Annotated in this window: 22 protein-coding genes and 1 tRNA gene; 7 read left to right on the top strand and 16 right to left on the bottom strand. The window is 43.4% G+C overall.

Annotated elements, in window-relative coordinates; genetic code table 11:
• Positions 1 to 170 precede the first annotated feature (170 nt).
• Complete coding sequence (locus CXF65_RS09445) at positions 171 to 1,748, top strand: YifB family Mg chelatase-like AAA ATPase (protein ID WP_101211858.1); 1,578 nt, start codon at positions 171 to 173, stop codon at positions 1,746 to 1,748.
• A gap of 27 nt (positions 1,749 to 1,775) precedes the next feature.
• On the opposite strand, the gene CXF65_RS09440 is transcribed toward CXF65_RS09445, so the two are convergent.
• Together CXF65_RS09440 and CXF65_RS09435 are read right to left on the bottom strand one after the other, a co-directional pair.
• Positions 1,776 to 2,453 (bottom strand): phosphoglycolate phosphatase, encoded by a 678-nt coding sequence (locus CXF65_RS09440; protein WP_101211857.1) that lies wholly within the window; start codon positions 2,451 to 2,453, stop codon positions 1,776 to 1,778.
• A 127-nt stretch (positions 2,454 to 2,580) separates the two neighbouring features.
• Positions 2,581 to 3,081 carry a DUF4385 domain-containing protein gene (locus CXF65_RS09435; RefSeq protein ID WP_101211856.1) on the bottom strand — a complete coding sequence of 167 codons (501 nt, stop codon included), beginning with the start codon at positions 3,079 to 3,081 and terminating at the stop codon, positions 2,581 to 2,583.
• A 179-nt stretch (positions 3,082 to 3,260) separates the two neighbouring features.
• Here CXF65_RS09435 and CXF65_RS09430 point away from each other — a divergent pair, with 179 nt between their 5' ends.
• Positions 3,261 to 3,626, top strand: coding sequence for a hypothetical protein (locus CXF65_RS09430; protein WP_101211855.1), 366 nt, complete (start codon positions 3,261 to 3,263; stop codon positions 3,624 to 3,626).
• A 100-nt stretch (positions 3,627 to 3,726) separates the two neighbouring features.
• Here CXF65_RS09430 and CXF65_RS09425 read toward each other — a convergent pair.
• Positions 3,727 to 3,802, bottom strand: a tRNA-Phe gene (locus tag CXF65_RS09425).
• Positions 3,803 to 3,913: 111 nt separating this feature from the next.
• Positions 3,914 to 4,336 carry a hypothetical protein gene (locus CXF65_RS09420; protein ID WP_025651952.1) on the bottom strand — a complete coding sequence of 141 codons (423 nt, stop codon included), beginning with the start codon at positions 4,334 to 4,336 and terminating at the stop codon, positions 3,914 to 3,916.
• Between the two features lie 356 nt (positions 4,337 to 4,692).
• Here CXF65_RS09420 and hisB point away from each other — a divergent pair, with 356 nt between their 5' ends.
• From hisB to CXF65_RS09395, 5 genes are all read left to right on the top strand, one after another.
• On the top strand, positions 4,693 to 5,358 hold the full coding sequence (hisB, locus tag CXF65_RS09415) for an imidazoleglycerol-phosphate dehydratase HisB (protein WP_101211854.1): 666 nt from the start codon (positions 4,693 to 4,695) through the stop codon (positions 5,356 to 5,358).
• A complete protein-coding gene (gene hisH / locus CXF65_RS09410; protein ID WP_101211853.1) occupies positions 5,359 to 6,003 on the top strand; it encodes an imidazole glycerol phosphate synthase subunit HisH in 645 nt (214 codons plus the stop codon).
• A 142-nt stretch (positions 6,004 to 6,145) separates the two neighbouring features.
• On the top strand, positions 6,146 to 6,529 hold the full coding sequence (locus tag CXF65_RS09405) for a hypothetical protein (RefSeq protein WP_101211852.1): 384 nt from the start codon (positions 6,146 to 6,148) through the stop codon (positions 6,527 to 6,529).
• 61 nt (positions 6,530 to 6,590) lie between these two features.
• A complete protein-coding gene (locus CXF65_RS09400; RefSeq protein WP_101211851.1) occupies positions 6,591 to 7,439 on the top strand; it encodes a hypothetical protein in 849 nt (282 codons plus the stop codon).
• A 207-nt stretch (positions 7,440 to 7,646) separates the two neighbouring features.
• Positions 7,647 to 8,558, top strand: coding sequence for a DJ-1/PfpI family protein (locus tag CXF65_RS09395; protein WP_101211850.1), 912 nt, complete (start codon positions 7,647 to 7,649; stop codon positions 8,556 to 8,558).
• An 85-nt stretch (positions 8,559 to 8,643) separates the two neighbouring features.
• On the opposite strand, the gene CXF65_RS09390 is transcribed toward CXF65_RS09395, so the two are convergent.
• The 12 genes from CXF65_RS09390 to nqrF form a co-directional block, all read right to left on the bottom strand.
• A complete protein-coding gene (locus tag CXF65_RS09390; protein WP_101211849.1) occupies positions 8,644 to 9,963 on the bottom strand; it encodes a valine--pyruvate transaminase in 1,320 nt (439 codons plus the stop codon).
• Between the two features lie 594 nt (positions 9,964 to 10,557).
• Positions 10,558 to 11,229: a hypothetical protein gene (locus tag CXF65_RS09385; protein WP_101211848.1), complete on the bottom strand. Its 672-nt coding sequence runs from the start codon at positions 11,227 to 11,229 to the stop codon at positions 10,558 to 10,560.
• A 12-nt stretch (positions 11,230 to 11,241) separates the two neighbouring features.
• Positions 11,242 to 11,463 (bottom strand): hypothetical protein, encoded by a 222-nt coding sequence (locus CXF65_RS09380; protein WP_101211847.1) that lies wholly within the window; start codon positions 11,461 to 11,463, stop codon positions 11,242 to 11,244.
• A gap of 741 nt (positions 11,464 to 12,204) precedes the next feature.
• Complete coding sequence (locus CXF65_RS09375) at positions 12,205 to 14,808, bottom strand: ABC transporter permease (protein WP_101211846.1); 2,604 nt, start codon at positions 14,806 to 14,808, stop codon at positions 12,205 to 12,207.
• 109 nt (positions 14,809 to 14,917) lie between these two features.
• Positions 14,918 to 15,664: an ABC transporter ATP-binding protein gene (locus tag CXF65_RS09370; RefSeq protein WP_101211845.1), complete on the bottom strand. Its 747-nt coding sequence runs from the start codon at positions 15,662 to 15,664 to the stop codon at positions 14,918 to 14,920.
• The gene (locus CXF65_RS09365) at positions 15,661 to 16,536 is read right to left on the bottom strand and encodes an arylesterase (RefSeq protein ID WP_413772501.1); all 876 of its coding nucleotides are present in this window, start codon (positions 16,534 to 16,536) and stop codon (positions 15,661 to 15,663) included. Before CXF65_RS09365 ends, CXF65_RS09370 begins: the two co-directional genes overlap by 4 nt.
• A gap of 159 nt (positions 16,537 to 16,695) precedes the next feature.
• Positions 16,696 to 17,454: a hypothetical protein gene (locus tag CXF65_RS09360; protein ID WP_157824070.1), complete on the bottom strand. Its 759-nt coding sequence runs from the start codon at positions 17,452 to 17,454 to the stop codon at positions 16,696 to 16,698.
• 39 nt (positions 17,455 to 17,493) lie between these two features.
• Complete coding sequence (locus CXF65_RS09355) at positions 17,494 to 18,804, bottom strand: CynX/NimT family MFS transporter (RefSeq protein ID WP_101211843.1); 1,311 nt, start codon at positions 18,802 to 18,804, stop codon at positions 17,494 to 17,496.
• 444 nt (positions 18,805 to 19,248) lie between these two features.
• Complete coding sequence (gene nqrM / locus CXF65_RS09350) at positions 19,249 to 19,494, bottom strand: (Na+)-NQR maturation NqrM (protein WP_025652990.1); 246 nt, start codon at positions 19,492 to 19,494, stop codon at positions 19,249 to 19,251.
• A gap of 307 nt (positions 19,495 to 19,801) precedes the next feature.
• Complete coding sequence (locus CXF65_RS09345) at positions 19,802 to 20,947, bottom strand: FAD:protein FMN transferase (protein WP_101211842.1); 1,146 nt, start codon at positions 20,945 to 20,947, stop codon at positions 19,802 to 19,804.
• Between the two features lie 145 nt (positions 20,948 to 21,092).
• Complete coding sequence (locus CXF65_RS09340) at positions 21,093 to 21,893, bottom strand: SDR family NAD(P)-dependent oxidoreductase (RefSeq protein WP_101211841.1); 801 nt, start codon at positions 21,891 to 21,893, stop codon at positions 21,093 to 21,095.
• 176 nt (positions 21,894 to 22,069) lie between these two features.
• Entirely contained in the window at positions 22,070 to 23,305 is a 1,236-nt protein-coding gene (nqrF, locus tag CXF65_RS09335) for an NADH:ubiquinone reductase (Na(+)-transporting) subunit F (protein ID WP_101211840.1), read from the bottom strand.
• Positions 23,306 to 23,349: the final 44 nt, after the last annotated feature.

The raw sequence follows: 23,349 nt of genomic DNA, 5'->3' as shown, positions 1-23,349 counted from the left end.
AATTTACCTCCTTTTTATCACTATTTTTAAAATGAGGGCACGGTCTAGGATGCGTACTAGAAAATAGACGTTTAGCAGCAATCAAGCCATTCGAATGATAAAAAACACGACATTTGCGCGTTGATAAATAATGCTCTATTATCAATAGCTCCCTGTATCAGGAAACGCTGATGTCGTTTGCCCAAGTCTATACCCGTTCAGTCGTCGGTTTGCATGCGCCAAAAGTCATTATTGAGGTGCATTTGTCACAAGGCTTGCCCGCATTGACCATCGTCGGTCTGCCAGAAGCTGCTGTGCGCGAGAGTAAAGATAGAGTGCGCTCAGCGATTCTTAATTCTGGATTTCAGTTTCCCAATCGTCGCCTGACGATTAATCTAGCACCAGCAGACCTGCCAAAAGATGGCGCACGGCTGGATTTGCCTATTGCTATTGGCATCTTGGCAGCCAGCGATCAGTTGGATCCAGAGGTACTAGCAGGGTTTGAGTTTATCGGTGAGCTTGCATTAAATGGAAATTTGCGGCAAGTCACTGGCAGCTTGGCCGTTGCTAGAGCCATAAAGGCGGAAGTGTTGGCGTCCAAAGTATTACAGACAGCAGATAATGATGAATCAGAATTGACGGAGCAGGATAAAGAACCACAAACGCCGCAGTTAATCGTGCCGCTCGATAATGGTGCTGAAGCTAGCCGTGTCGAGGGTGTAGAGATATTGGCAGCGGATAGTCTAAAAGCCGTTTGCGATCATCTGCAATCTTTGACCAATCCAAATGCTACTTATGAGCGCTTAGCGATTGTACCGCCCGCTGCGATAGAAAAACACACGGGTTATAAAGTGGACTTGGCTGATGTCAAAGGCCAACATCATGCGAGGCGAGCCTTAGAGATTGCCGCTGCTGGTGGACATTCGCTGTTGTTTACAGGCCCTCCCGGTTCAGGTAAGACGTTGATGGCCTCGCGGCTACCGACTATTTTGCCAGATTTGAGTGCTGAGGATGCGTTAGAAGTTGCTAGCACCTATTCGGTCGCAGACAGTGATTATGATTATGGGACAAGGCCATTTCGCCAAGTTCATCACACCATATCAGCCGTGGCTTTGGTCGGTGGTGGCTCACGTCCCAAACCGGGTGAGATTACCCTTGCCAATAAAGGCGTGTTATTCCTTGACGAATTACCGGAGTTTGATCGTACTGTGTTGGAGGTGCTGCGCCAACCATTAGAGGCGAAGCAAATTACCATCAGTCGTGCCAACTCGCAGATGACCTTTCCAGCCAACTTTCAATTGGTGGCAGCGATGAACCCGTGCCCATGTGGCTATGATGGTGACGGCTCAGCAAGATGTCGTTGTCGTCCCGAGCAGATTAAGCGCTATCAAGATAAGCTATCAGGCCCATTACTCGATCGCATTGATTTGCATATTACTGTGCCGGCGCTACCTATCGCCGACTTGCAAAATGCTCAAGCGGGTGAAACCTCCGAGCAAGTGCGAATTCGGGTCGCTGCCGCCCACAAACATCAATTAAAGCGGCAAAAAAAGGTCAATAATGAGCTAAGTCCTAGCGAGATTGATCAATATATTCAACTAGGAGAGGGCGAGCAGCAGTTATTGCAGTTGGCTCAGCAACGCTTGAATTTATCTGCTCGTGGTTATCATCGAGTTTTGCGCGTTGCTCGTACCATCGCAGACCTCGCTGACAGTACCGATATCACGAGTGCCCATGTGTCTGAAGCATTGAGCTATCGTAGTAAGTAGCTGGCGTGATGTTCAGTAATTTATCATTTATCCTTGTAAAAGATAATCAACCAGTGTGACAAAGTCATCAAACGCTGCGGTAGGATTGAGCTCACGAATATCCTGCCCATAGTTATAACCATAAGACAGTCCAAGGGTGTCCATATTAGCGTTTTGTCCTGCCAATATATCGTTTCTTGAGTCACCAATCATGACCGCTTGTGCTGGAGTTACATCTAAAGCGTCACAAACATGCAGTAGCGGCGCGGGGTCTGGTTTTTTAACAGCTAGACTATCACCGCCCAGCACTTCAGCAAACAAATCCTGCCAGCCAAAGGATTGTAATATTTTGGGAACAAAGCGAATCGGCTTGTTGGTCACTAATGCCAACGTATAGCCTGCATCTTTCAGCTTCTTTAGTCCGCTATCGACATATGGGTAGGCAACGGTTTTGCTACCGCTAATATTATTGTAAGCCTCAAAAAATACCTGCTCGGCATGATCAGCTTCCTCGACCGTCAACTCACCTTCTAACACTTCTACCTTACCCACCAACGCGCGCTCGACCAGCATTCTGGAGCCATTGCCGACCCAATTACGTATGCTGTCAATAGGGTAGGTCTCTTTGCCGAGCATGGTCAGCATCGCATTGGTCGCATCAGCCAAATCTGGTACGCTATCGATTAAAGTGCCGTCGAAATCAAAAATTAAAAGTTGCTTATCCATTATTCCTCGCTATTGAAAGTCGTTATATTTATTATGTTTGGTATATCGTGCCATACCTTAGCACAGTAGTGTTTTGAGACCAGTCAATTTAGTTATTTACTGTTCTTAATATCATAAACATCAGCAGTCACTCGATATCTTTGTAGCGTTCACGATGCTCTTTTTTCATTTTTAGATAATCTTTGTTCTCGCGGCACTCATCCCATTTTTGTTTAAAAATACGGGCAGATTCTGCTTTGGTAGGATCTTCCTCTTGCCGTGGTAACTCTGCACGACCATGTGCGCCGCTTTGGCCTTTTTTATCATCAGGTACTGGGCCTTTATATTTTTTACCGCCTTTATGATTGGCATAGCGGCGCGCGCGGGTATAACCCATTTGGATAAATTTGCGCGCCATATCGGCACCGACAAAGTCATCGGCAGCCAGATAATCTAAAAACATCTGATAAATGGTCTCGCTGCTTTCAGTTGCAATATCAGGCGTGGCGAAGCGCCAGTGCGGCAGTATCTCAGACTTATAAGGCTCTACCAATAATACGCCTTGCTCACCGCGACCGACGCGATACAGCTCAGGCTGCGCTCGCAAGTCTAAGTTTTTATAATCCAAATCATAATCAAATTCTCTCATCGCTTATCCCTATTAGCATTTATCTGTCTTATTTAGCATTATCATTGCTATCGAGTATACTGAGCACTGCCGTCTAAAAAACAGCACAGAAATGTTATGCAACCGTGACAGTAAGCGTTTAGCATACGAAGCGTAGCGAACAGAATCAATCATTAGGCAGGTTTGAGTAGGTTAAGGTCATGACAGTTAATAAAAATATCCTAAATAAAATCAGCTTAGCTGGCGCGACTTTTGCGAGGTCATTAAAAAGGGTACTTATGATATCAGCGCTGCTGCTGATAAGTGTGCTAAGCACCAATGTTGCCCATAGCGCATGGTTTGAGCGTTTGGTTCCGCAAGGTGAGACCTATACGGTACGCGAGATAGATCGTGATTTGGCATTCGTCATTGATGGTTTTATTTATGATGCGCGTACTTCTTGTTTTTTAGCCGTGGGCGATCGGGTGGTGTTTTTTGAAGGCCGTCACGGTATTGATTACCGTGCGACCATTTATGACTTGGATTCACGCGAGCGTTGCGAGGTGTTGTTGCGTCGGCGACTCTGATAACAGATGCTATGGATCAAACAATAAATGCTATTAACGACAGCCATAAAAAAAGCCCCAAACATTAAATGTCTGGGGCTTTTTAGAATGCTTAAACGAATGGTGGCTCGAGGCAGGTTCGAACTGCCGACACACGGATTTTCAATCCGTTGCTCTACCGACTGAGCTATCGAGCCGTCTTCGTTGAGGCGCTATTAAACTAAATATAGACGTTACTGTCAAGTGATTTTTGCATAATAGGCGATAAAAAGGCATAAATAGTCAAATATAAAGTTTTAACCTTAAGATTAATCCTTAACGCGCAGTAGCTCATACTCGCTCATAATACGATGAATATCCGCATCAACAGGGACGAATTCACGCACGCCTTTTTTTACTTCGGCATCATAAACCAGTTTAATAAACTTGGCATCGATAGCACGACCACGATTTTGGCTATGAACAGTAAGATATTGCAAGCGCTTGGCATTGGTCTGTCCATCGTCAAAGCAGGCAACAGCAGCGATGGGCTTATCATTGAACATACCGACGTAAAGCGTTTGACCACGCTTAAAACCCTGCTCAACGATACTTAATACCTCGAGACCACTTGGCTGGTTATCATCGCTGTCATACAAATCATGCAAGCGCTCCGAGAGTTCATTCTCACGTGCAGGTTTTTTGATAAGTGGCGCATCCAAACGGTTGATGGCAATCGCTTCTAAGGGCATAATCGGTTCCTATAATGTGAGACAGCACAATGTCATGGAGTGTAGGGCCGTAGAGTATGGGTTCTCAGAGTCGGCGCGAGTAATGATTGATAAAACTGAATCCACTATTTTAGCAGAATGACACGATTTTGTGCGTGGTTTACTGCTCGGTCGTGGCAGGAGTGGTTAGGGTTTGCTATGATGAGCATGGGCAGCATTTTATATGCATGAAACCAAGTAATTCAGTGTTGTACGTCGACGCTAACCGTATTTTATCTTAGATTTTTCGTTAGTAGCTGATGCAGCTGTGAATGATCATTTATTAAGCACTTTTTCGTCCTATTTTATTGACCGCTTTTCATTAATAGAGAGTAGCCATGACCGCCAATTCAACAACGACAGCCAATACAACTGGGCAAAACCAATCTTCCAATGTAAACCTACACGGACGCCCTGAACGTATCGCCACCGTTGAGCGTATTACTGCAGAGACGCAAGTTACCTGTACCGTTAATCTTGATGGTACGGGTCAAGGCACGGTAGACACTGGCGTGCCATTCTTGGATCATATGATTGATCAAATCAAGCGTCACGGTTTGTTTGACTTAGATATTAAATGTACCGGCGATACCTTTATCGATGATCATCATAGTGTAGAAGATACGGGTATCACGCTTGGTCAAGCCTTTAATAAAGCGTTAGGCGATAAGAAGGGCATTCGTCGTTATGGGCATTTTTATGCGCCACTCGATGAAGCCTTGACGCGTGCAGTCGTTGATCTATCAGGTCGTCCGGGTTTGCATATGGACATTCCTTTTACTCGCTCACACGTGGGCAAATTCGATGTGGATCTATTTAGCGAATTCTTCTACGGCTTCGTCAATCACTCATGGATGACGGTGCACTTGGACAATTTGAAAGGCAAAAATAGCCATCACCAGATTGAATCAACCTTTAAAGCCTTTGCTCGTGCGCTACGTATGGCTTGCGAATATGATGAGCGCGCTTTGAATACCTTGCCGTCGACCAAAGAGGCGTTCTAGATGAGTAGAGCTACAAAGATTGCACTATTAGATTATGGCATGGGTAATTTGCACTCTGTCAGTAAAGCACTGTCGAGCGTTGGCGCAGAAGTCTCTATCACTAATGACCCAAAAATCGCAGCGGCGGCGGACAAAATAGTCTTCCCCGGTGTCGGTGCCATGCGCGACTGTATCGCTGGCATGCATGAAGCAGGCATTGATGAGGTTGTACGTCAGGCGATATTCAACAAGCCTGTCATGGCCATCTGCGTCGGTATGCAGGCGTTATTTGAGCAGTCATCTGAGAATGGTGGTACAGATTGCCTTGGTATTTTAAAAGGTAGCGTAGAAGCGTTTGACCCGACGTGGCAAGACGAACAAGGTGCGACTATTAAAGTCCCGCATATGGGTTGGAATACCATCAGCGGTATGGATGTTGATCATCCATTGTGGCATGGTATCGAGGATAACGCCCATTTTTACTTCGTGCACAGCTATTACTGTGCGCCTGCCGACAGCTCACAAGTGGCGTCTATCTGTGATTATGGTCAACCGTTTTGTGCCAGTATCATTCAAGACAATTTATTTGCGACCCAGTTCCATCCAGAGAAAAGTCACACTGCAGGTTTGCAACTGCTCAAAAACTTCGTCGAATGGAATATTTAGAGAGACGCTAAACGTGAAATGAATATTTATTTTAGTATGAGGGTAGATTATCAATTGTATAATCTGCCTTTTTTATGTTCAGTTATAAATTTTTAGCTATACTCTCAGTTATTTTCTACTTGCTTATATTTGGAATACTCTAGTGGATTTCACCACCTTTAAAATCGATATCATTGAAGTAACCGGACTGGCTAAAGATGCTTTGCATATCTATGTCGGTGTCAGCGTCTATCTTTTGTGTCTGCTTGTGCTGCTGCCTATCATTAAAAAGCAAGGTATTAAGTCCTTTATAGCTTTAATCGTCGTCACGGGTATTGCTTTATTGGGTGAGTATTTAGACAACCGCCATATCATTAGACCGAGAGGGCTTTTTGCATTAGGAATGGTAGACATCAAGGCAAGTATTCATGATTTGATCAATACTTGCCTGATACCTTATGTGCTCTATGGGTTGAATAAATGGACTAAGATTTTTCGTCCCACCGCACCTGCGCCAACCGTTAGATTATTAAAAAAACGATCTTAGCTGATTACCATAAAAATAAGGTAAATTAATGCGGTTGTTTTTCAAACCTAAAAGAGGCGCTATGACCATGTTTATCTCCACAAAGTTTCAGTCTTACGCCGCTAACCTTCTTCTGGTAGTAACCGCTTTGCTACTTAGCTTTGGCAGTTACCATTCGGCAATGGCTGCTCAGAATGTCATTAAATCGACAAACCCCTCCATTAAAAAACCATCAGCCCACGCAACACCTGTACCTGTCAAATTACTTGATACTAATGAGTTAAATCGAATAACGCATTTGTCAGTAGGCAAAAAAGATCAATTTTTTCCAGCTGGCAAAGTACTCAATGACTATCTTAAAATTGAATTAATAGATAAAGCCTTTTTTGAGAAAAAACGTCCGCTCGCTGTCGATTATCTATCACATAAAAACGCGATTAAAAAACAAGATGGCGTCATATCCATTCAGCTGGTTAAAGACTCTTTGAAACTAGTAGATATCGATAGTGACGATGATGGTGAAACGTATCGCTATATCGGTCAAATCGATGCCTTAGATCAGCATCTGGTTGAAGTGCTACGTTGGGAGAGTCAGAACTATCAAATGTTTGATCAAGTTGAAGGGTTCTTAACTCAAGAGTTTTCAGCTTATCCTTATCTGTCGCCAAATAAACGCTATATCATCTCAGCTTACGCTAACCCATATGAGGGTCATACCGATCTCGGACTCTATAAAGTTAAAGGCAGAGCGATCATCCCTGTTATGAGTGCAGGCTTTAAAAATTGGATGCCTATCACTGATCCTGCTGATATATTTTGGGCGAGAGACGGCTATTTATATGTAGCGGTGACTCATAGCGCTAGTGCCATGCAGATAGGCGGTCGCGTCAATGCACAGACGCAGTATATTAGGATAAAAGTTGATTTATAGAGTGGTTAGTTGTTAGATAGAAAACTCTGCAACTTAACAACCGACCCCTTACAAAGCTTACGAAACATAAAAACTCTCCTCTATTTAACGCCTTTTTAGTTTGTTACCTTACATTTAGACAAAAGCTGAATCGATATGCCTATCAGGTTTATCGATTGAGCTATCCACAACTACAAATAATAAAAAACCTATCAAAAAGGAGTCACTATGAATATCCAAGACCTATTAGATAAAGCTAAAGATACGTTGGGTTTAGAACCAATACAAATTGAGGAAGGAGTTTATATTCCCTCCGTATCCTCGCTCAAGATAGCAGCACCGAGCAAAACTAACTATGATAATACCGATTATGACACACCTTATACGGGTGATAAAAAAATCATGATGGTCTGCACCGAGCAGCAGTACATGACTATGACCAATGATAAAAGGTTCGAAACGGGCAATCATCCTGTTGAGATGATGGTGCCTTTATTGCATTTTAAAAAGGCAGGGTTTGATGTCGATGTGTTTACCCCAACTGGTGAGTCTGTCAAAATTGAGCAATGGGCCATGCCAGACAAGGATGACGACGTCAAAGCAATCTATAGCGGATACGAGTCTAAGCTGAATAAGCCAAAAAGTATCGATGACTTTGTCAAAAATGACATGGCTAAAAGTGACGACTACGCCGCTATCTTCATTCCCGGCGGTCATGGTGCGATGTTAGGCTTACCTGAAGATTATAGTCTTGGTGAATTGCTGCGTTGGGGTCATGAGAAGGATCTATTTACCTTAGCCATCTGTCATGGACCAGCGGCTCTATTGGCAGCTAATTTAGAAAGTGCTGATAACTCAGGTGAAGAAAATAATTCTCAGCGTGACTTTATTTTTAAAGGCTATGAGATGGTCGCGTTCCCGACAGGTATGGATAAGCAAATGCCAAAAATTGGTTATCTACCGGGACCTATGCCTTGGTATTTCGGTGAAAAATTAGAGGATTTGGGCGTCACGATTAGTAATAAGCTCGCCTCAGGACAGACGCATAAAGATAGAAAGCTGATCTCAGGTGATGGGCCATTAGCGGCTAATGAGTTTGGTAAAATCAGTGCCAAGGCTTTATTGAAAGAGCTAGGCTAGATTGTTCTCAAATATATATATAGCGCAAAAAAACGGACTACTTAATAGTCCGTTTTTTTACTTTAAAATAAGACGCTCAAACTATTCACTTAGCCTCATCATAAATCCCACGAACCACTTCACCAATCACCGTAATACCTTTAGTCAACGTGTCTTCATCGGCGGCAATACTCATACGAATACACTCGTGCGCGTGCTTATAATCGCTAATATCGACACCCGGGAAGAAGTATTCACTCGGTACGATAAGCGTGCCTTTTTCTTTGAGAGTCTCATACAGCTCAGAGGTACTAATCGGCAAATCCTTAAACCATAACCACAAAAATATCGCGCCCTCTGGCTTATGAATCACTAGCGGATAATCGCCCAACGCTTCTTTTAATAGCTTCACTGCTGTTTTGGCTTGTTGCTGATAAAAAGGCTTGATAACGTCATCAGAGAGTTGCTTAATTCGGTCATCTTCTACAAGTGGTGTTGCAATCGCCGCGCCAAAACGTGTCGGTGCTAAATTCACCACCGCATTCATGGCGCTGACTGCTTCGATCACCTCGCTATCGGCAACGATAATACCGGTACGCATACCGGGCAGACCAATCTTCGATAAGCTAAAACACAGTATCGTATTATGATCCCAGTTCAAATGCGCGTCGGAATAAATGATATTAGGGAAGGGCATACCGTAGGCATTATCGATAATCAGTGGTATCTCATAGCGTTTGGCAATCTCAGCCAACCGCGCCATTTCCTCATCGGTCAGCACGTTACCCGTTGGATTGGTCGGACGCGAACAGCAAATCGCCCCAATACGACCTTCTTTAAGCGCGGGCAAGTTCTCTAACGCTTCAAAATCGACCCGATATTTAAAAAATCCGTCCTCGCCATCGTGAGTCACTTCATCGATATGCGGCAACACGGCGGCAAAATGCTGACCTTCGACATGCACATCGCTATAGCCGATATATTCAGGCGTTAGTGGCAGTAGAATAGATTTATCGACAGATTGATTGTCGTCAACATTAAAAGCCCCACCAAACAGGTTAAACAAATAGAAAAAAGCATTCTGCGAGCCATTGGTCAAAGCGATATTTTCTGCGCTCAAATTCCAATCATAATGACGATTAAAGAAGCTGACCAAAGCCTCGATAAAGGCGGCATCACCCTGTGGATTAGAATAATTCGCCATACTGATGATTGAGGTGCTATTGGCTTCACCTGTATCATTATCATTGCCAAGCTCTCGATAAGTCTGCAAAAACAGCTCATTGACGGCATCAATTTTGGCAGGATTACCACCGCCCAGCATATTGACTGGCTGATTGCTTTTTAGCGCATCGCCTAGATCATCCATCAATTGTGAGATGCCAGTGGGCTGGGTAAATTTTTGACCGAACTTTGAGAATTTCATAGGATTACCGTGCGCTTGTCAGTATCTGACTGTTTGATTGGGTGAGTGTGCGGGTTCGTGTGGCGCTAGTATAGCAAATGCCAGCTTTGATGTGTGCGGTGTCAAGCGCTGATCGCCGTTTATCTTTCGTATATTTAACCTGTAAATAAACCAAAAAACGCTCTCTATATCAATAGCGAGCGTTTGGGGTTTTAGGGGGTTGGGGTTTTGGAGCTAATCTCGCTATCCGCTACTATCTTATATGCCCACTGGCGCGGTGACTAAAGGCTGATAGTGTTCCTGTTGCCTCGATAACCCTCTCAGCCAAATCCCCGCAGGCCAGTGGTCATAAAAGTATATCCGCTACTGTCGAGGCTAAACCGCTCTACAAGGCAAGTATTGAAAGTTAAGCAAATTTGTTATACGATTTAAGCTTAGCGTAGACTAGACGATTTTAAAGAAAAGACGTTAAAAAAAGCCTTCTCTATCTATAAAGATAAAGAAGGCTTTTTAGTTTGGGCAGTTGTAAAACGTACATAAATAGACTAGAAGATGGCCCTCATCTTTGTATCTTGAAAGAGTAAAAGAGTTTTTATATTAATTAAAGAAACTATATTATTTGTCTACAAGTGTTTTGGAGTTAGGATATAGAAAATCTACTAAGAAATCAGGCTTTTTGATTTCAAACGTATTTGTCATGTAACCTAGTAAAACTGTCACAATAGTACCTACAACAAAAGAAATAAGGATATCTACAAGTCTATCTTTTAAAGCTTTATTTTTCCTAACTTTCTTAACAGATGTTACTTTACTCTCTACAAACATTTCAATAAAACGATTTAATGCCTCAATAGCTTTGTACCAGGTATCAATAGTATCTTCTGGGGAAATACCAGAATTTTGGGATTCTAATCGTCGAGCTTCTATAGATAAATCTTCCGCTTCTTTATAGGTGCTATAGCACTCATCCATACTGGAGTTATGAGCAAGTTCCATAATCTCTTTATCATCCAAAAAAGCTTTAGCTCTATTTTTTAGCTCTATCCATAATAATTTCGCACAATCTAAAGAAGCCCTAACTAAATGCCCATGAGCTTTACGAAAGTTATCTTCAGAAATTGCCATGTCATTACAAGTTTGAGCCACAACTATATGATCTAGGCATGCTTGTAACTCAAAAGAGACTTGTTCACTTTTTTGTCCAGTAACTGCTACCAAGTCTGCATATAGAAGTTTGAATACATCGTTGTAAAAATGATAAACATCTTCCTCGTTTTTAATTACCATAGAAACAAAACTCTAGTGAAACGTATTTAGCTCATCTAATACATTATTAATATCATTAGTTGTCATCGTATTATAGCTAAAAACATTCCCTCTAGTCGGAACTAAGGTGTTATCAGATTTATTAAAAGGAATTGTTTCAACTTTCTTGGCAGATTTCACTTTATCTTCAATCTCTAAAATAGAAAGATTGTCAGCTTTCAAACCTGTCATTTTTTTGAACATATCTCCTATCATAAAAACCTCCAATATTTAGTGGGTACATACTATACAGTACATTTGAATAATGTGCAAAAAATAATATTAAAAAGTATTAATAATACGAATTGCTATTAATCTATCTATGTAAGTTATTTGAGCTGTACTTATATCATACGTGTCATTTTAAGACAAGATTTATTAATATGACTTAACAAATATCTTTATATAAAATAAGTAGATCTTGTGAATAATAACAAAATAAGAAAGAGAAAAAATTAAAGTAGGAGCATATTTTGTAAGTAATTGATATTACTAATAAAATATTACGTAATGGCATAAAGGGAGTATGTGTCACCCCGAATAAGGTAGAATGAATGCTAGCATTCATTCTACCTTATTCGGGGTGACACAGTATGGGGGAAATGTAACAAGACATATACTACTTGGAGGTAAAGTGAAGAGTTTAGCCTTGATATAAACGAACATCCTGATGGATTAGGCAGTAAAGTTGCGAAAGTATCGTTTTGAGATGATATCGAGGTAACAGGAACGGCTCAAACAATAACGACAGAAAATCATAGATTTTCTCTTGCGTCAGGGCGAAGCAATGCTTCGCTTAATCCTTCCTCATACCTAGACTGGCAGATAATAGCGGATAGCAGGATTAGCTACAGCAAATAAACCATAACCAACCTTTTCTAAATCAACAATCAAAAAATCCCCTTTAAAGGATTTTTCCTTTCGAAGCTAAAATTGAATACAATTTTTTAACGCTTCTCAAATCATAGCCCGAACCCGTGCCATAATCCCGCGTCCAATCACCAATCTCACATAAACAATGGCAATGGCAAACAGCAAGACAACTAACGCCGCGCCGCCAATAGCCAAGCTCACCCACGGCACACTAAAGCGTAGATTGAACCATTGGGTAATGGCAAACCACGCGCCAACACTTGCGATAGTCATCGCAAACACTGCCGCGCTAACGCCAAGTACCCCAATCTCCAAGATATTCAGCTTATATAAATCAGACTTCTGCATGCCTAATAAGCGGAATGAAGCGCTCTCTTGCATTCGATCTTGAGAAGTGGAGAGTAGCGAGCTGATCAGCACCATAATTCCTGTCAATAACGCCAGTAAGGTGAACACATAGACCAAGCGGCTCATCTGCGTCACTAAGTCTTGGATTTGCTCCGCGATAGCCGTGCCATCGATAGTGGTTACCGCAGGGAAATCGCGCACTAGCTGACCTTGTAGCTCTGGAATACTCGCTTCTGGCACATGAGCGGTAGCGAACTGGATTTGCGGCGCCGCAGATAGTAGGTCTGGCTCAAATAAGAAATAAAAGAACGGACTAGGGCCACGCTCAAAGCGTGAGCGAATACTAGTGATTTGTCCGGTCAGCTCAATGCCTTGAATATTAAAGACGACTTGATCGCCCATGCCAACATTAAGCATATCGGCTGCGGTATCTAAGATAGATAACGGTTGGACTTGCTGTAGCTTAGAGGTTTGTGGATCTTGACCTTCGATAGGGGTGTACAGTTCACCATCAGTCAGCGTATCAGTGACAAACTCAGTATCCATTATGCTATCAGCGTAGCTTAAGTTAAACACTCGCGTCGGATCATCTTGATTATCAGGGGCTTCGATATCGGCAGCAGCAACGTCATTAGCAGTGACTACGCGCGCGCGAATCACTGGATAATAGCTGACGGGCGCTTTGAGGATATTATCGATTGCATCGTGTTGTTCGGTTTGAACATCAAGCAAGAATATATTCGGCGCATCCTCTGGATAAGCATCGACGAACTGCGCGTTGATGCTGTGATTGAGAGTGGTAATCAGCGTTAGTACCGCGACCGATAGCGCTAATGTCACAAAGAATAATGCCGATTGATTGCCTTTACGCGCCAGATTATGGATAGCAATACGCTGCATCCAACTGACTTTACGACGTTTAGCAATGCTAGCGAGTAGCCCAAGCCAACCGCGTGCCAATAGCCAAAATATTGCCACAAAAGCAATCAAGCCAATGAGCAGTTGCGCGGAGAATATCCAAGAGCCGACTTCATAAGCGAAGAATAGATACAGACCAACGAGCATCACGCTATACCACAGTAGCGGCAGCCGTTGATACCAAGATTGATTGGTGGCGGCTTGGCTAGCGCCTTGATTGAGTAAGGTAGCAGGCTTAGTAGTGCTCAGCTCACTGAGTCCGCGCTGGGTAATCACTATCGTCAGTAGGATAGCGATAATGACAGTTTTAACAATGCTAATAGGGTTAATAGCCAAACCAATATCGGCAGGCAAGATAGCCGACAGATAGGGCTGACCAATCTGTAATAGCCCGAGACTGAGCACAGTAGCGGCGATACTAGCGATGATCGAAGTGGTCAATAATAACCGATAATAACTGGCTTTAATCTGCCTAACCGGTTCGCCCATCGCCATACGAATGGCATTATTAGACTGCTGCTTAGTAACAAAAGCGGTGATAACCCCGTACATAGCGACCGCTGATAATAGCAATACCGCGATGACCAGTAACTTCAAAAACATCAGCACATTATCAGAGATACGCGAGACTTGCGTGTCCTCAGAGTCAATATCAGAAAGCCGGATATCAGGATAGCTAACTAAGGTTTGCTGTAATTGCTCATTTAACGTGGTGATGGTTTCCGCGTCACCTGCTATCTCGATACGATAACGCACACGGCTACGCTGACCTAACAGGTTAGTCGCGGCTAAGCCGTCCTCTTGCATCAATACATGCCCGCCAAAATCAAAAGCACTTAGCGGACGGTCAGGCTCTTTGGTCAGTACATCGCTGATAGTAAACTCAGCTTCGCCAATGTTAATAGTATCGCCAACGCTAGCGTTAAGACCTTGCATAACTTCTGGCGCGACGACTACGGTGTTAGGTTTGAGCTGTTGCCATAGAGGTTTGCCTGAAGCAGTTTGGGCTTCACCGTATAGCGGATAAGCAGGGGTGACGCCCTTGACGCGGACGAGTAAAGTTTGCTGATCGGTCACTGCCATCGAGCTAAACTGATAATCGTAGACTATCTGGTCGTCAGGTAAATCTTTGACTTGCTCTATGATTTGCGCGGGCCACTCCTGATTGGCTTCTAGCACTAAGTCGCCACCAACGAGCGCGCGCTGATTGTCAGTAATGTATTTATCGACAGATTGCTGAATAGAATCAAGGGTTAGATAAGTGGCAAGCGATAAGGTTAAGGTAATTAGGAATAAAACCGGATAAACCCAACGTCGCCACCAGCTACGGGTTAAGGCTTTAGTGCCTAAGGTAGCAGTAAAAACTTGGCTTATGTTAGCGCTAGACGGCTTAGTCTGATCACTCTTAGCAGCATTATCCATTAACTTTTGATCCGTCTATAGTAGGTATTAAATAAAAGTACCATATGTATTTTCTGCCAGTAAGGCTGATGGAAATTTTTGCAGCCTCTGTCAGCGTAGACACAGCACGCTAGAAAATTTCATCAGCCTTGCGGTCACTCTTCAAAAGCGACCCATCTATCATGCCATCATGCATAGTAATAACTCGATCCGCCATCTCGGCAAGCGCAGGATCATGAGTGACTACCACTAGCGCGGATCCTGTTTGTTGACGTAGATCCAATAGCAGTTGCATCACTTGATCCGCGTTTTGCTCATCTAAGTTACCCGTAGGTTCATCAGCGAAGACAATCTTAGGTCGGGAGACCAAGGCACGCGCGACAGCGGTACGTTGCTGTTCACCACCTGATAGTTGACTTGGTAAGCTATCACGGCGATGACCCAATCCGACGGCTTCGATAAGTTCATCGACGCGCGCTTGATCGGGACGACGGGCGATATCAAGCGGGAAAGCGATATTTTCAGCGACGGTTAGCGTAGGCAACAAGTGAAAGGATTGAAACACAAAACCCATATCGCGCTGACGAATAGCCGCCAGTTTATCTTCATCAAGGCTGCTTAAGGTTTGCTCTGCCAATTTAACCGAGCCACTATTAGGATAATCGAGCGCGGCTAGTAAGCCAAGCAAAGTTGATTTGCCTGAGCCGGACTTACCCATAATCACTACGAACTCGCCTGCGTTGACATGGATATCGACGTCTTTAATAATCGTCAGCGAACGTTCACCTACCGAGACTGTTTTGGTTAAGCCAGTAGCGCGGAGCAGTACTTCTTGGTTAGAGGCAGGATTCACATTATTAGCTTTTGTTAGGCTCATTGCGCAGTCTCAGTGGTAGGCGTTTCTACAGGGGTAAGCGAGTTTGCTTGCATAGATTGCAGCATTCTATCGACTTCAGGCTTCAGCACTGGCAAGATATTATTATCAACGATGATGGTATAACCTTCTTTAGTCGGGTGAATAGCATCAGCTTGATTAAGCTCGGCTTTACCACCGACCCCGTCCAAAAAGAACGGAATCATTTTTAGGTTCATATCTTTAGCGATACGCGGATAGATAGCCGAGAAGGATTTGACGTAATCATTACCGAGATTGTCATAGATTTGCATACCGCCTAAAATGACTTCGCTACCGTTATCTTGTAGATGCTTGACCGCGGTACGAATATTTTTTTCAACAGTAGTGACATCTAGACCGCGTATCGCATCATTAGCACCGATAGTTAGTATCGTAATATCAGGTTTGGTTTGGGCGACCCAGTCCAGACGGTTGACCAAACCCGTACTAGTCTCGCCGCTCAGTCCTGAATTAACGACAGTAGCATTGACATAGCCCAGCTCTTTTAATTTATCTTCTAATTGTGCGGGATAGTTTTCATCAGGGTCGACACCTAAACCTTCAGTGAGTGAGTCACCCAACGCTAATATCGTTATTGGTTGTTCAATAGTTTGCGCACTAGTTATCATTTCAGTGGTAGCTACTGGCGCATCAACTGTGGCGGTTTCAGTGGTTTGCTCTGCCGTTTGCGTATTGTCAGTAGCAGTTGTTTCAGGTGTTTTCTGACAGCCGCTCAAGACTAGAGCTGCACTTAGCATTGCAATTGCTAAATGTGGCAATAGGCGAAAATTTGAAGAGGAAGTAGGGTATTGAGTATCCGCTAACTGAGCTGAATGAGGCGAGCGCTTTGTCATCACAATCTTATCCTTTGGGCAATAGAGCTAGTGTAGCAAACCAAGCCATCTAGCAATATTGCGCAACCGTTAAGATTATAGTTTCCAGTAAAAATTAATATTCGTAATTGATCTTAGTTTTTTGATTATTTAGAGATACTGGGCATTCTAAAGCTGAGACTAATAAATTGTATCACTTAGTTCTTCAAGTAAGTCCTTGTAGATCTCAGGCGTGTAAATTATAAACTCAATGTCTAACCTTGCTAAGACATCAATTATTTGTTGCTGACCATCATGCATTATAAGTGTACGCTCAAAAATAGTTGTTGAGCTCTTATATAAAAGGGTAGCATGGCTATGTACTACAGCAAATTTTTCTAGTTTTTTAGAGAAGACAATCCCAGTATTCTCATCTTTTAAACGACTGTAAGTGACCAAATTATCAGAAAAAAGATAGTGAGCATCGAAAGGCAATATTTTAGCTGCTACTTTTAATATTCTTTTCGCTGATTTTTCAGCTGATTTTCTATCAATATAATTACCAAGCCTTTGAAGATTCCGATTTTTAGGAGACATCTTTAAAAACCAAATTCCGAAAGTCAGTATCGAATAGATTATAAATAGTGCTAAGAAAACTAAATTAAATGGATCAAAAAAAATTGCGCATAGCAATAAGAGTAAAGTGACTATCATACATAAAATTAATAATGTTCTTCTTATTGAAGACCAGTATTTATTTATAAATTTACTAGACTTAGAAATAGGACTGAACATACCTCGAAAAAGTCTAACTCTGAAACGTAATTGTTGGAAAATAACAATATCTATAAGGTTTTGCTCAACTTGCTTTAAGAATGGCTCATCACATTTAGTTATGAGCTCTCTATTCATTGACTCACTCTCTAAAGAGTGAGTGGTCAGCTTTTCTTGGTTGTCCAAAGTATTATTCCTGTTAGCAATGTTTTAATAAATACTCAACTAAACCTGTTTACCATCGACCATAATGGGGCGACTGACTAACCACGCAAAACCGACATTAATCACCATCAGGATTAGCATAAGTAACAGTGCTAAGCCCCAATTACCAGTTAATTCATGTAGCCAACCTGTGCCTAACGGACCAAAGAAGGCTAGCAAGTAACCAACGAACTGCGCCATGCCCGATAGCTCGCTGGACTGGTTGGTGGTATAAGTGCGCAGGGAAAACAGCATCATACTGAGCGTAAAGATAGCAGAACAACCTGCTCCCATCAAACCTGACCACAGCCAAGCTAAATCAGGGGTTAGATAACTGACTCCTAACACCCCAATGACGTTGAGCACCGCAGCTAAGATCGCGAGCGCTTGAATAGGGCGGCCACGATTGACGAGCCAAGTCAAACTTAAAATAGAGAGCGGCGCCATAAATTGAAACACCGAGCCCATCTGGCCAGCAGCAACTGGAGTTAAACCCTTACTGACCCAAATAGAAGGTAAAAAGCTGGCAACGGTATAAAACAGTAGTGACTGCAAGCCCATAAATACCGCTATTTGCCATGCAAAAGACGTACGCCACATCGAAATCTTTGAAGATCCTGAGGGCGGCAAAACAGCAGCTTGATGATTAGAAGAGCCCAAACTAAAACGCAAAAATACCCAAATCGCTAGGGCAAATAGTCCCAACAACGACCAACCACCGAGCGACCATTGCCAACCGACACTTTCAGATAACGGTAATACCACCCCTGCGACAATACCCGCAGACGCCGTCATGGTCAGGCTAAATAGGCCAGTAATCAATGGAATATGTTGCGGAGTGCGCTGCTTGATAACGGGTGCCGCCAAGGTGTTAGCAAAGCCGATAGCCAAGGTCAGTAATAAAGTACCCGTTAAGAATCCCAGCCAAGTTGGTATGACAGTACGAATAATCATACCTGCCGTTAATAAACCAATCATCGCAATGAGCGTATTCTCAAGACCAAAGCGCTTACCAATCGTTGGTGCGATAAGCGCGCCCACTGCAAACGTTAGCATCGGCACCGCACCCAGCCAACCAATCTGCGTCTCAGAGATATTGAGCGCCTCTTGCACCACTGGTGCAATAGAGCCAAGGGCGACAATAGGCGCACGCATATTGGTCGCCAGTAATATCATGGCGCATAGTACGAGCCAAAAAGTGAAGCGCGATGAAGGCAGCTTAAACGCTGACGAGGTATCTGGGTGAGACTGTGGTGGCAAATCAGACGGCAAATGGGAGGAGGTAGACATAGCAGCACGACTATTATTAAAATGAGAAAAAGGACACGTCATTAAACAACGCCGAAGAATCGTCGCTGATAAATAACACTAAGGAAAACGCACCTAAACGGTGACTAACATTATCAATCAGAATCGCAAATCAGAACTAGACATTACTTGCACAGCGCAAGGAGTACGAGCTTGTTACCCTATAAGCTAGGGTAAACATAATGTATGGGTAGTGGCTTTATATATGAGTAATAGCCTATACGAGTATGGCTTTGAGAGATTGATTGTCGTCAATCACACATAACGTGGCTACGGCATCAGGCGCGCTGAAGCTATTATTGGCACTTTTTTCACTCACCCTTTTATGGACAACTGATCTAAAACCAAGCATATAAACAGCTGATGGCACAATGAAAAATAGCGCCAGCCACTTTCAAAGTGACTAGACGCTATTATAAGAACAGATGTAAGGTAAATGCTACCAGCGTATGGTAACCAATGTGACCTTTATACAGATTTGCCTAATTGAGCAGCTCTAAGCGCGTTTTCTTGCTGCTCTGCGATGATTGAATCGCATTTGTTAGGATCGTTACCACAAAACGAGCAGTTTTCATCGCCCATCAGTTTTGCAACGCCGCCGCAAGATCCTCTAAGCGGCTTTTTTTTGACCATATAACCGATACCCATAAACACAAAGAATAGGATAAATACAGTAAAGGTAATAGCAAGCATGGGAAGTAGTTGGCTAAGCATAGAGGAGACCTCGTTTTAAAAATAGGGCAGTCATCAGTAGAGATAACTTACTAATAGTATAGCAAATTTTTGCATTGCTCGTTGATACTAATAGGGTGTTCTTTACAGCATTACACTAGGGCCTGCACTCAATTCAACCGATAGCGATCTAAATAGGCTAAAAGTGGTTAAACATCGCCAAATATCGGCCAAACATCATCAAATAGCTAGATAATATCATCGATATGATCTGCGCTATTTTCCTTGTTTGACAGCAATTTACCTTGCTTTTATCCTCATTTTTAAAATGAGGACACGCCCTAGAAATTTACGGTTGTTTATCCGCACGCAGGTTCATCATCGCCGGTGTCTGTACCAGTTGCCAATCGTCGATACTGTCTAAACGTTCTTTGGCTAAAGAATCACTAGGCTTGATACCGTCAGCCAATATCACAAACAGCGCGGCTAGGTTTTGTTCCTTAGCGACTTTTAAGGCCTTTTCATAAGGCATCGCTGTCAGTGCCGTTGCCCAGGCATCTGCCAACGCAACCGAATCTGCAGCCACGGTGACCGAAGGAGCACCACCAACAATAGGCTTGCCAGTGGTGGGATCGATCGTGTGACTATAGTGCTTACCATTAAAGACGACCGAGTTGCGATAGTTCCCTGACGTTGCTAGATGCATCTGATTCGTCGTGTTCATCGGTTGACGGATGGCGGTAATTGTTTGGCGTTCGCTAACGGTGCTACCGTCGATAGGCGCATCAATCGCAATTTGCCACGGTTGCTGTTGGTTATTGACACCAGAGGTCGCAATTTCACCACCAATCTCGACCATATAATTACGGATTTTATAGTTGTTTTTGAGGACGTCAGCGATAACGTCAACTCCGTAGCCTTTTGCCACTGCTGAAAAATCAAGCTCGATGCCGTCTTTGGTTTTAATAAGACCGTTGTCGTTTTGCACCACGCTCTCAAAGTCTACCAAGGCTTTTGCTTGCGCGATTTCTAGCGCAGTTGGCGGGCTTTGTAGGCGCTCAACCGTCATGGTGCTACCAAATCCCCATGTCTCAATCAGTGGCATCACTGTCGGGTCAAAGGCACCGCCTGATTGTTGATAGACTTGCCTAGACGCCTCTAATACATGGCTGAAATCGGAGTCGATAGCAATCGGCGTATCTTTGCCTAATTGATTAAATTTAGAAATAGTAGAGTCCGCTTGATAAGTGGACATGCTGTCATTGATATCTTGCAAACGCTTATCAATCGCGGCTTGGATGGCAGTTTCGTCTACATCATCCGGTAGTTGATAGCTAATATGGTAGCTGGTGCCCATCGTCTCACCGCTCAGATAATTATAATCTGGCGTTTGCTGGCAAGCAGTGAGGCTCACTGTACCGATGAGACAAATGACGCCATATAGGGCGATAGTGTTGTTTTTATTAGTAGACAAGGAATACATTAAATTTTTCATAAGCTCTTTGCTATAGCATCAGGGGTGAATGTGGCTTTAGTTAAGCGTTGCCTATTTTACACCCCTTGCCACCCATAACGCCAATAACTCTAAAATTGCAAAAGTCAGCGAGCGTGTTAATGAGTCCCTAGTATATTTATGCTTATTATTTCACTTGCGACTCACGTATTAACTTATAGAGCTTTGGCGGTGATAGGCGATTGACTCTCGTGGCCAGTTTTTCTTGTTTGCCACCAACGATGATGTATTCTTTATCGTTACTAAGCGCCTTAACGACTTGCTTGGCAAAGGCAGTTGCAGTCAGTCCTTTATTGGTCGCCTCATCCATGGTACCTTGGGCGCTACCATCTCCTGTCAGCGCGTTAATAGAAACGTTGGTTTGGATAAAGCCTGGAAATATGGTCGCAACCTCTATGCCTTGATCATGCAATTCTGCACGTAAACTGTTCGCCCACATATGCAAGGCGGCCTTGGCTGCCCCATAAGCACCGCGATATTGCGTACCGAGTAAGCCGGCCACACTCGATATCATCACGACTTTGCCGCCGCCTTGTGCGATCATATTGGGCAAAACCAATCTTGTGAGACGCGTTTGCGCAAAATAGTCTATCTCCATAATTTGCCGTTCGACCGCTTCACTGGTTTCCATAATAAGCGCGCGTTGACTGACGCCAGCATTATTAATCAGCCAGTCAATGTTCCCTGCTTGTGCGATAGCAGCGTCATAGGCTTCTTTCGCTTGCTCGGCATCACTAATATCAAAAGGCATAATGATATGTTTTTTGCTGTGTTTGCAGCTTTTTTTGACCGCTGCCAATTTTGCCTCATCACGACCACTCAAGATAATCCGAGCACCGCGTTTGGCAAAAGCAATGGCTAAGGCTTCTCCGATACCGCTAGAAGCACCAGTAATCCAAATGGTTAATTCTTTTACTTTGGTTTTCATAAGAATCCTTTCTTAACATCATAAATAATCCATCATATAGGAGAGCGTAGGTGGGCTACTATTTAAATTTGTAGTCTTATGATTTAAGGTCATCATTTAATCGAAATAAAAAAAGAGCCTCAATTGAGACTCTCTTTTATAGTATTAATTTAATCGTGTTTCTCTAACCAGTCGGCTTAACCACCAAAGTCATCAAGCATGATATTTTCGTCTTCAACACCAAGGCTATGCAACATGTCGATTACCGCCGCGTTCATCATCGGTGGCCCACACATGTAGTATTCACAGTCTTCTGGGTTTGGATGGTCTTTGAGATACTCTTCTAGCAAGACGTTATGGATAAAGCCAGTATAACCATCCCAATTGTCTTCAGGAAGTGGATCAGACAAAGCCACATGCCACTCAAAGTTATCGAACTCTTCTTCTAGTTGATCATAATCTTCAACATAGAACATCTCACGAATAGAGCGTGCACCGTACCAAAAGCTAATCTTACGATCAGAGTTTAAGCGTTTAAGCTGATCGAAAATGTGTGAGCGCATCGGTGCCATACCTGCACCACCACCGACGAAGATCATCTCAGTTTCGGTGTCTTTGGCAAAGAATTCACCATAAGGACCTGAAACCGTCACTTTATCACCAGGCTTTAAGCTAAATGTCCAAGAAGACATCTTACCGGGTGGGATACCGTCAGGGCCACGTGGCGGTGGACTAGCGATACGAATGTTAAACTTAATAAGGCCTTTTTCTTCTGGGTAGTTGGCCATTGAATAAGCACGAATAACCGGCTCATCAACTTTTGAGACATAGTTGAAGATACCGAATTTTTCCCAGTCTTCTCTATACTCTTCGGCCACATCGAAGTCTTTGTAATGTACTTCATGCGGTGGCGCTTCCAACTGTACATAACCACCAGCGCGGAAGTTAACTTCTTCGCCTTCTGGAATTTTAAGCACTAGCTCTTTAATAAAGGTGGCAACGTTATCGTTAGAGATAACTTCACATTCCCACTTTTGTACATCAAAGAATTCAGGATCAATCTCGATTTTCATGTCTTGCTTAACAGCTACCTGACAAGCCAAGCGCATGTGATTACGGATTTCACCTTGGGTAAAATAGCCTTCTTCGGTAGGCAAAATAGAACCGCCCCCTTCAATAACGCGGCAACGACACTGCGCACACGTACCACCACCACCACAGGCTGAAGATAAGAAAATACCTTCGCTCGCCAGTGTCTGTAGTAGTTTTCCGCCTGCCGGTGTCACGACGTCATTATCGGGATTGTCATTGATATGGATAGTAACATCGCCTGAACTGACCAGTCTTGAGCGCGCTGCCAAAATAATGGCAACGAGTCCCATGATGATCAAGGTAAACATAGCAACGCCACCAATCGCCGTAGCGTAATCCATGGTAGGTATCCTTAATCTATGGAGTAGGGGTGCGAAAAGACGTC

Source organism: Psychrobacter sp. Sarcosine-3u-12, assembly GCF_002836005.1.
GTDB classification, from domain to species: Bacteria; Pseudomonadota; Gammaproteobacteria; order Pseudomonadales; family Moraxellaceae; genus Psychrobacter; species Psychrobacter okhotskensis.
This window is presented reverse-complemented; position numbering and strand designations above follow the sequence as displayed.

Bases quoted from the DNA above. Each gene is read 5' to 3' on its own strand.
- CXF65_RS09445 (WP_101211858.1), top strand. From the start codon at position 171: ATGTCGTTTGCCCAAGTCTATACCCGTTCAGTCGTCGGTTTGCATGCG.
- CXF65_RS09440 (WP_101211857.1), bottom strand. From the start codon at position 2,453: ATGGATAAGCAACTTTTAATTTTTGATTTCGACGGCACTTTAATCGAT.
- CXF65_RS09435 (WP_101211856.1), bottom strand. From the start codon at position 3,081: ATGAGAGAATTTGATTATGATTTGGATTATAAAAACTTAGACTTGCGA.
- CXF65_RS09430 (WP_101211855.1), top strand. From the start codon at position 3,261: ATGACAGTTAATAAAAATATCCTAAATAAAATCAGCTTAGCTGGCGCG.
- CXF65_RS09420 (WP_025651952.1), bottom strand. From the start codon at position 4,336: ATGCCCTTAGAAGCGATTGCCATCAACCGTTTGGATGCGCCACTTATC.
- hisB (WP_101211854.1), top strand. From the start codon at position 4,693: ATGACCGCCAATTCAACAACGACAGCCAATACAACTGGGCAAAACCAA.
- hisH (WP_101211853.1), top strand. From the start codon at position 5,359: ATGAGTAGAGCTACAAAGATTGCACTATTAGATTATGGCATGGGTAAT.
- CXF65_RS09400 (WP_101211851.1), top strand. From the start codon at position 6,591: ATGACCATGTTTATCTCCACAAAGTTTCAGTCTTACGCCGCTAACCTT.
- CXF65_RS09395 (WP_101211850.1), top strand. From the start codon at position 7,647: ATGAATATCCAAGACCTATTAGATAAAGCTAAAGATACGTTGGGTTTA.
- CXF65_RS09390 (WP_101211849.1), bottom strand. From the start codon at position 9,963: ATGAAATTCTCAAAGTTCGGTCAAAAATTTACCCAGCCCACTGGCATC.
- CXF65_RS09385 (WP_101211848.1), bottom strand. From the start codon at position 11,229: ATGGTAATTAAAAACGAGGAAGATGTTTATCATTTTTACAACGATGTA.
- CXF65_RS09380 (WP_101211847.1), bottom strand. From the start codon at position 11,463: ATGATAGGAGATATGTTCAAAAAAATGACAGGTTTGAAAGCTGACAAT.
- CXF65_RS09375 (WP_101211846.1), bottom strand. From the start codon at position 14,808: ATGGATAATGCTGCTAAGAGTGATCAGACTAAGCCGTCTAGCGCTAAC.
- CXF65_RS09370 (WP_101211845.1), bottom strand. From the start codon at position 15,664: ATGAGCCTAACAAAAGCTAATAATGTGAATCCTGCCTCTAACCAAGAA.
- CXF65_RS09365 (WP_413772501.1), bottom strand. From the start codon at position 16,536: ATGACAAAGCGCTCGCCTCATTCAGCTCAGTTAGCGGATACTCAATAC.
- CXF65_RS09355 (WP_101211843.1), bottom strand. From the start codon at position 18,804: ATGACGTGTCCTTTTTCTCATTTTAATAATAGTCGTGCTGCTATGTCT.
- nqrM (WP_025652990.1), bottom strand. From the start codon at position 19,494: ATGCTTAGCCAACTACTTCCCATGCTTGCTATTACCTTTACTGTATTT.
- CXF65_RS09345 (WP_101211842.1), bottom strand. From the start codon at position 20,947: ATGAAAAATTTAATGTATTCCTTGTCTACTAATAAAAACAACACTATC.
- CXF65_RS09340 (WP_101211841.1), bottom strand. From the start codon at position 21,893: ATGAAAACCAAAGTAAAAGAATTAACCATTTGGATTACTGGTGCTTCT.
- nqrF (WP_101211840.1), bottom strand. From the start codon at position 23,305: ATGGATTACGCTACGGCGATTGGTGGCGTTGCTATGTTTACCTTGATC.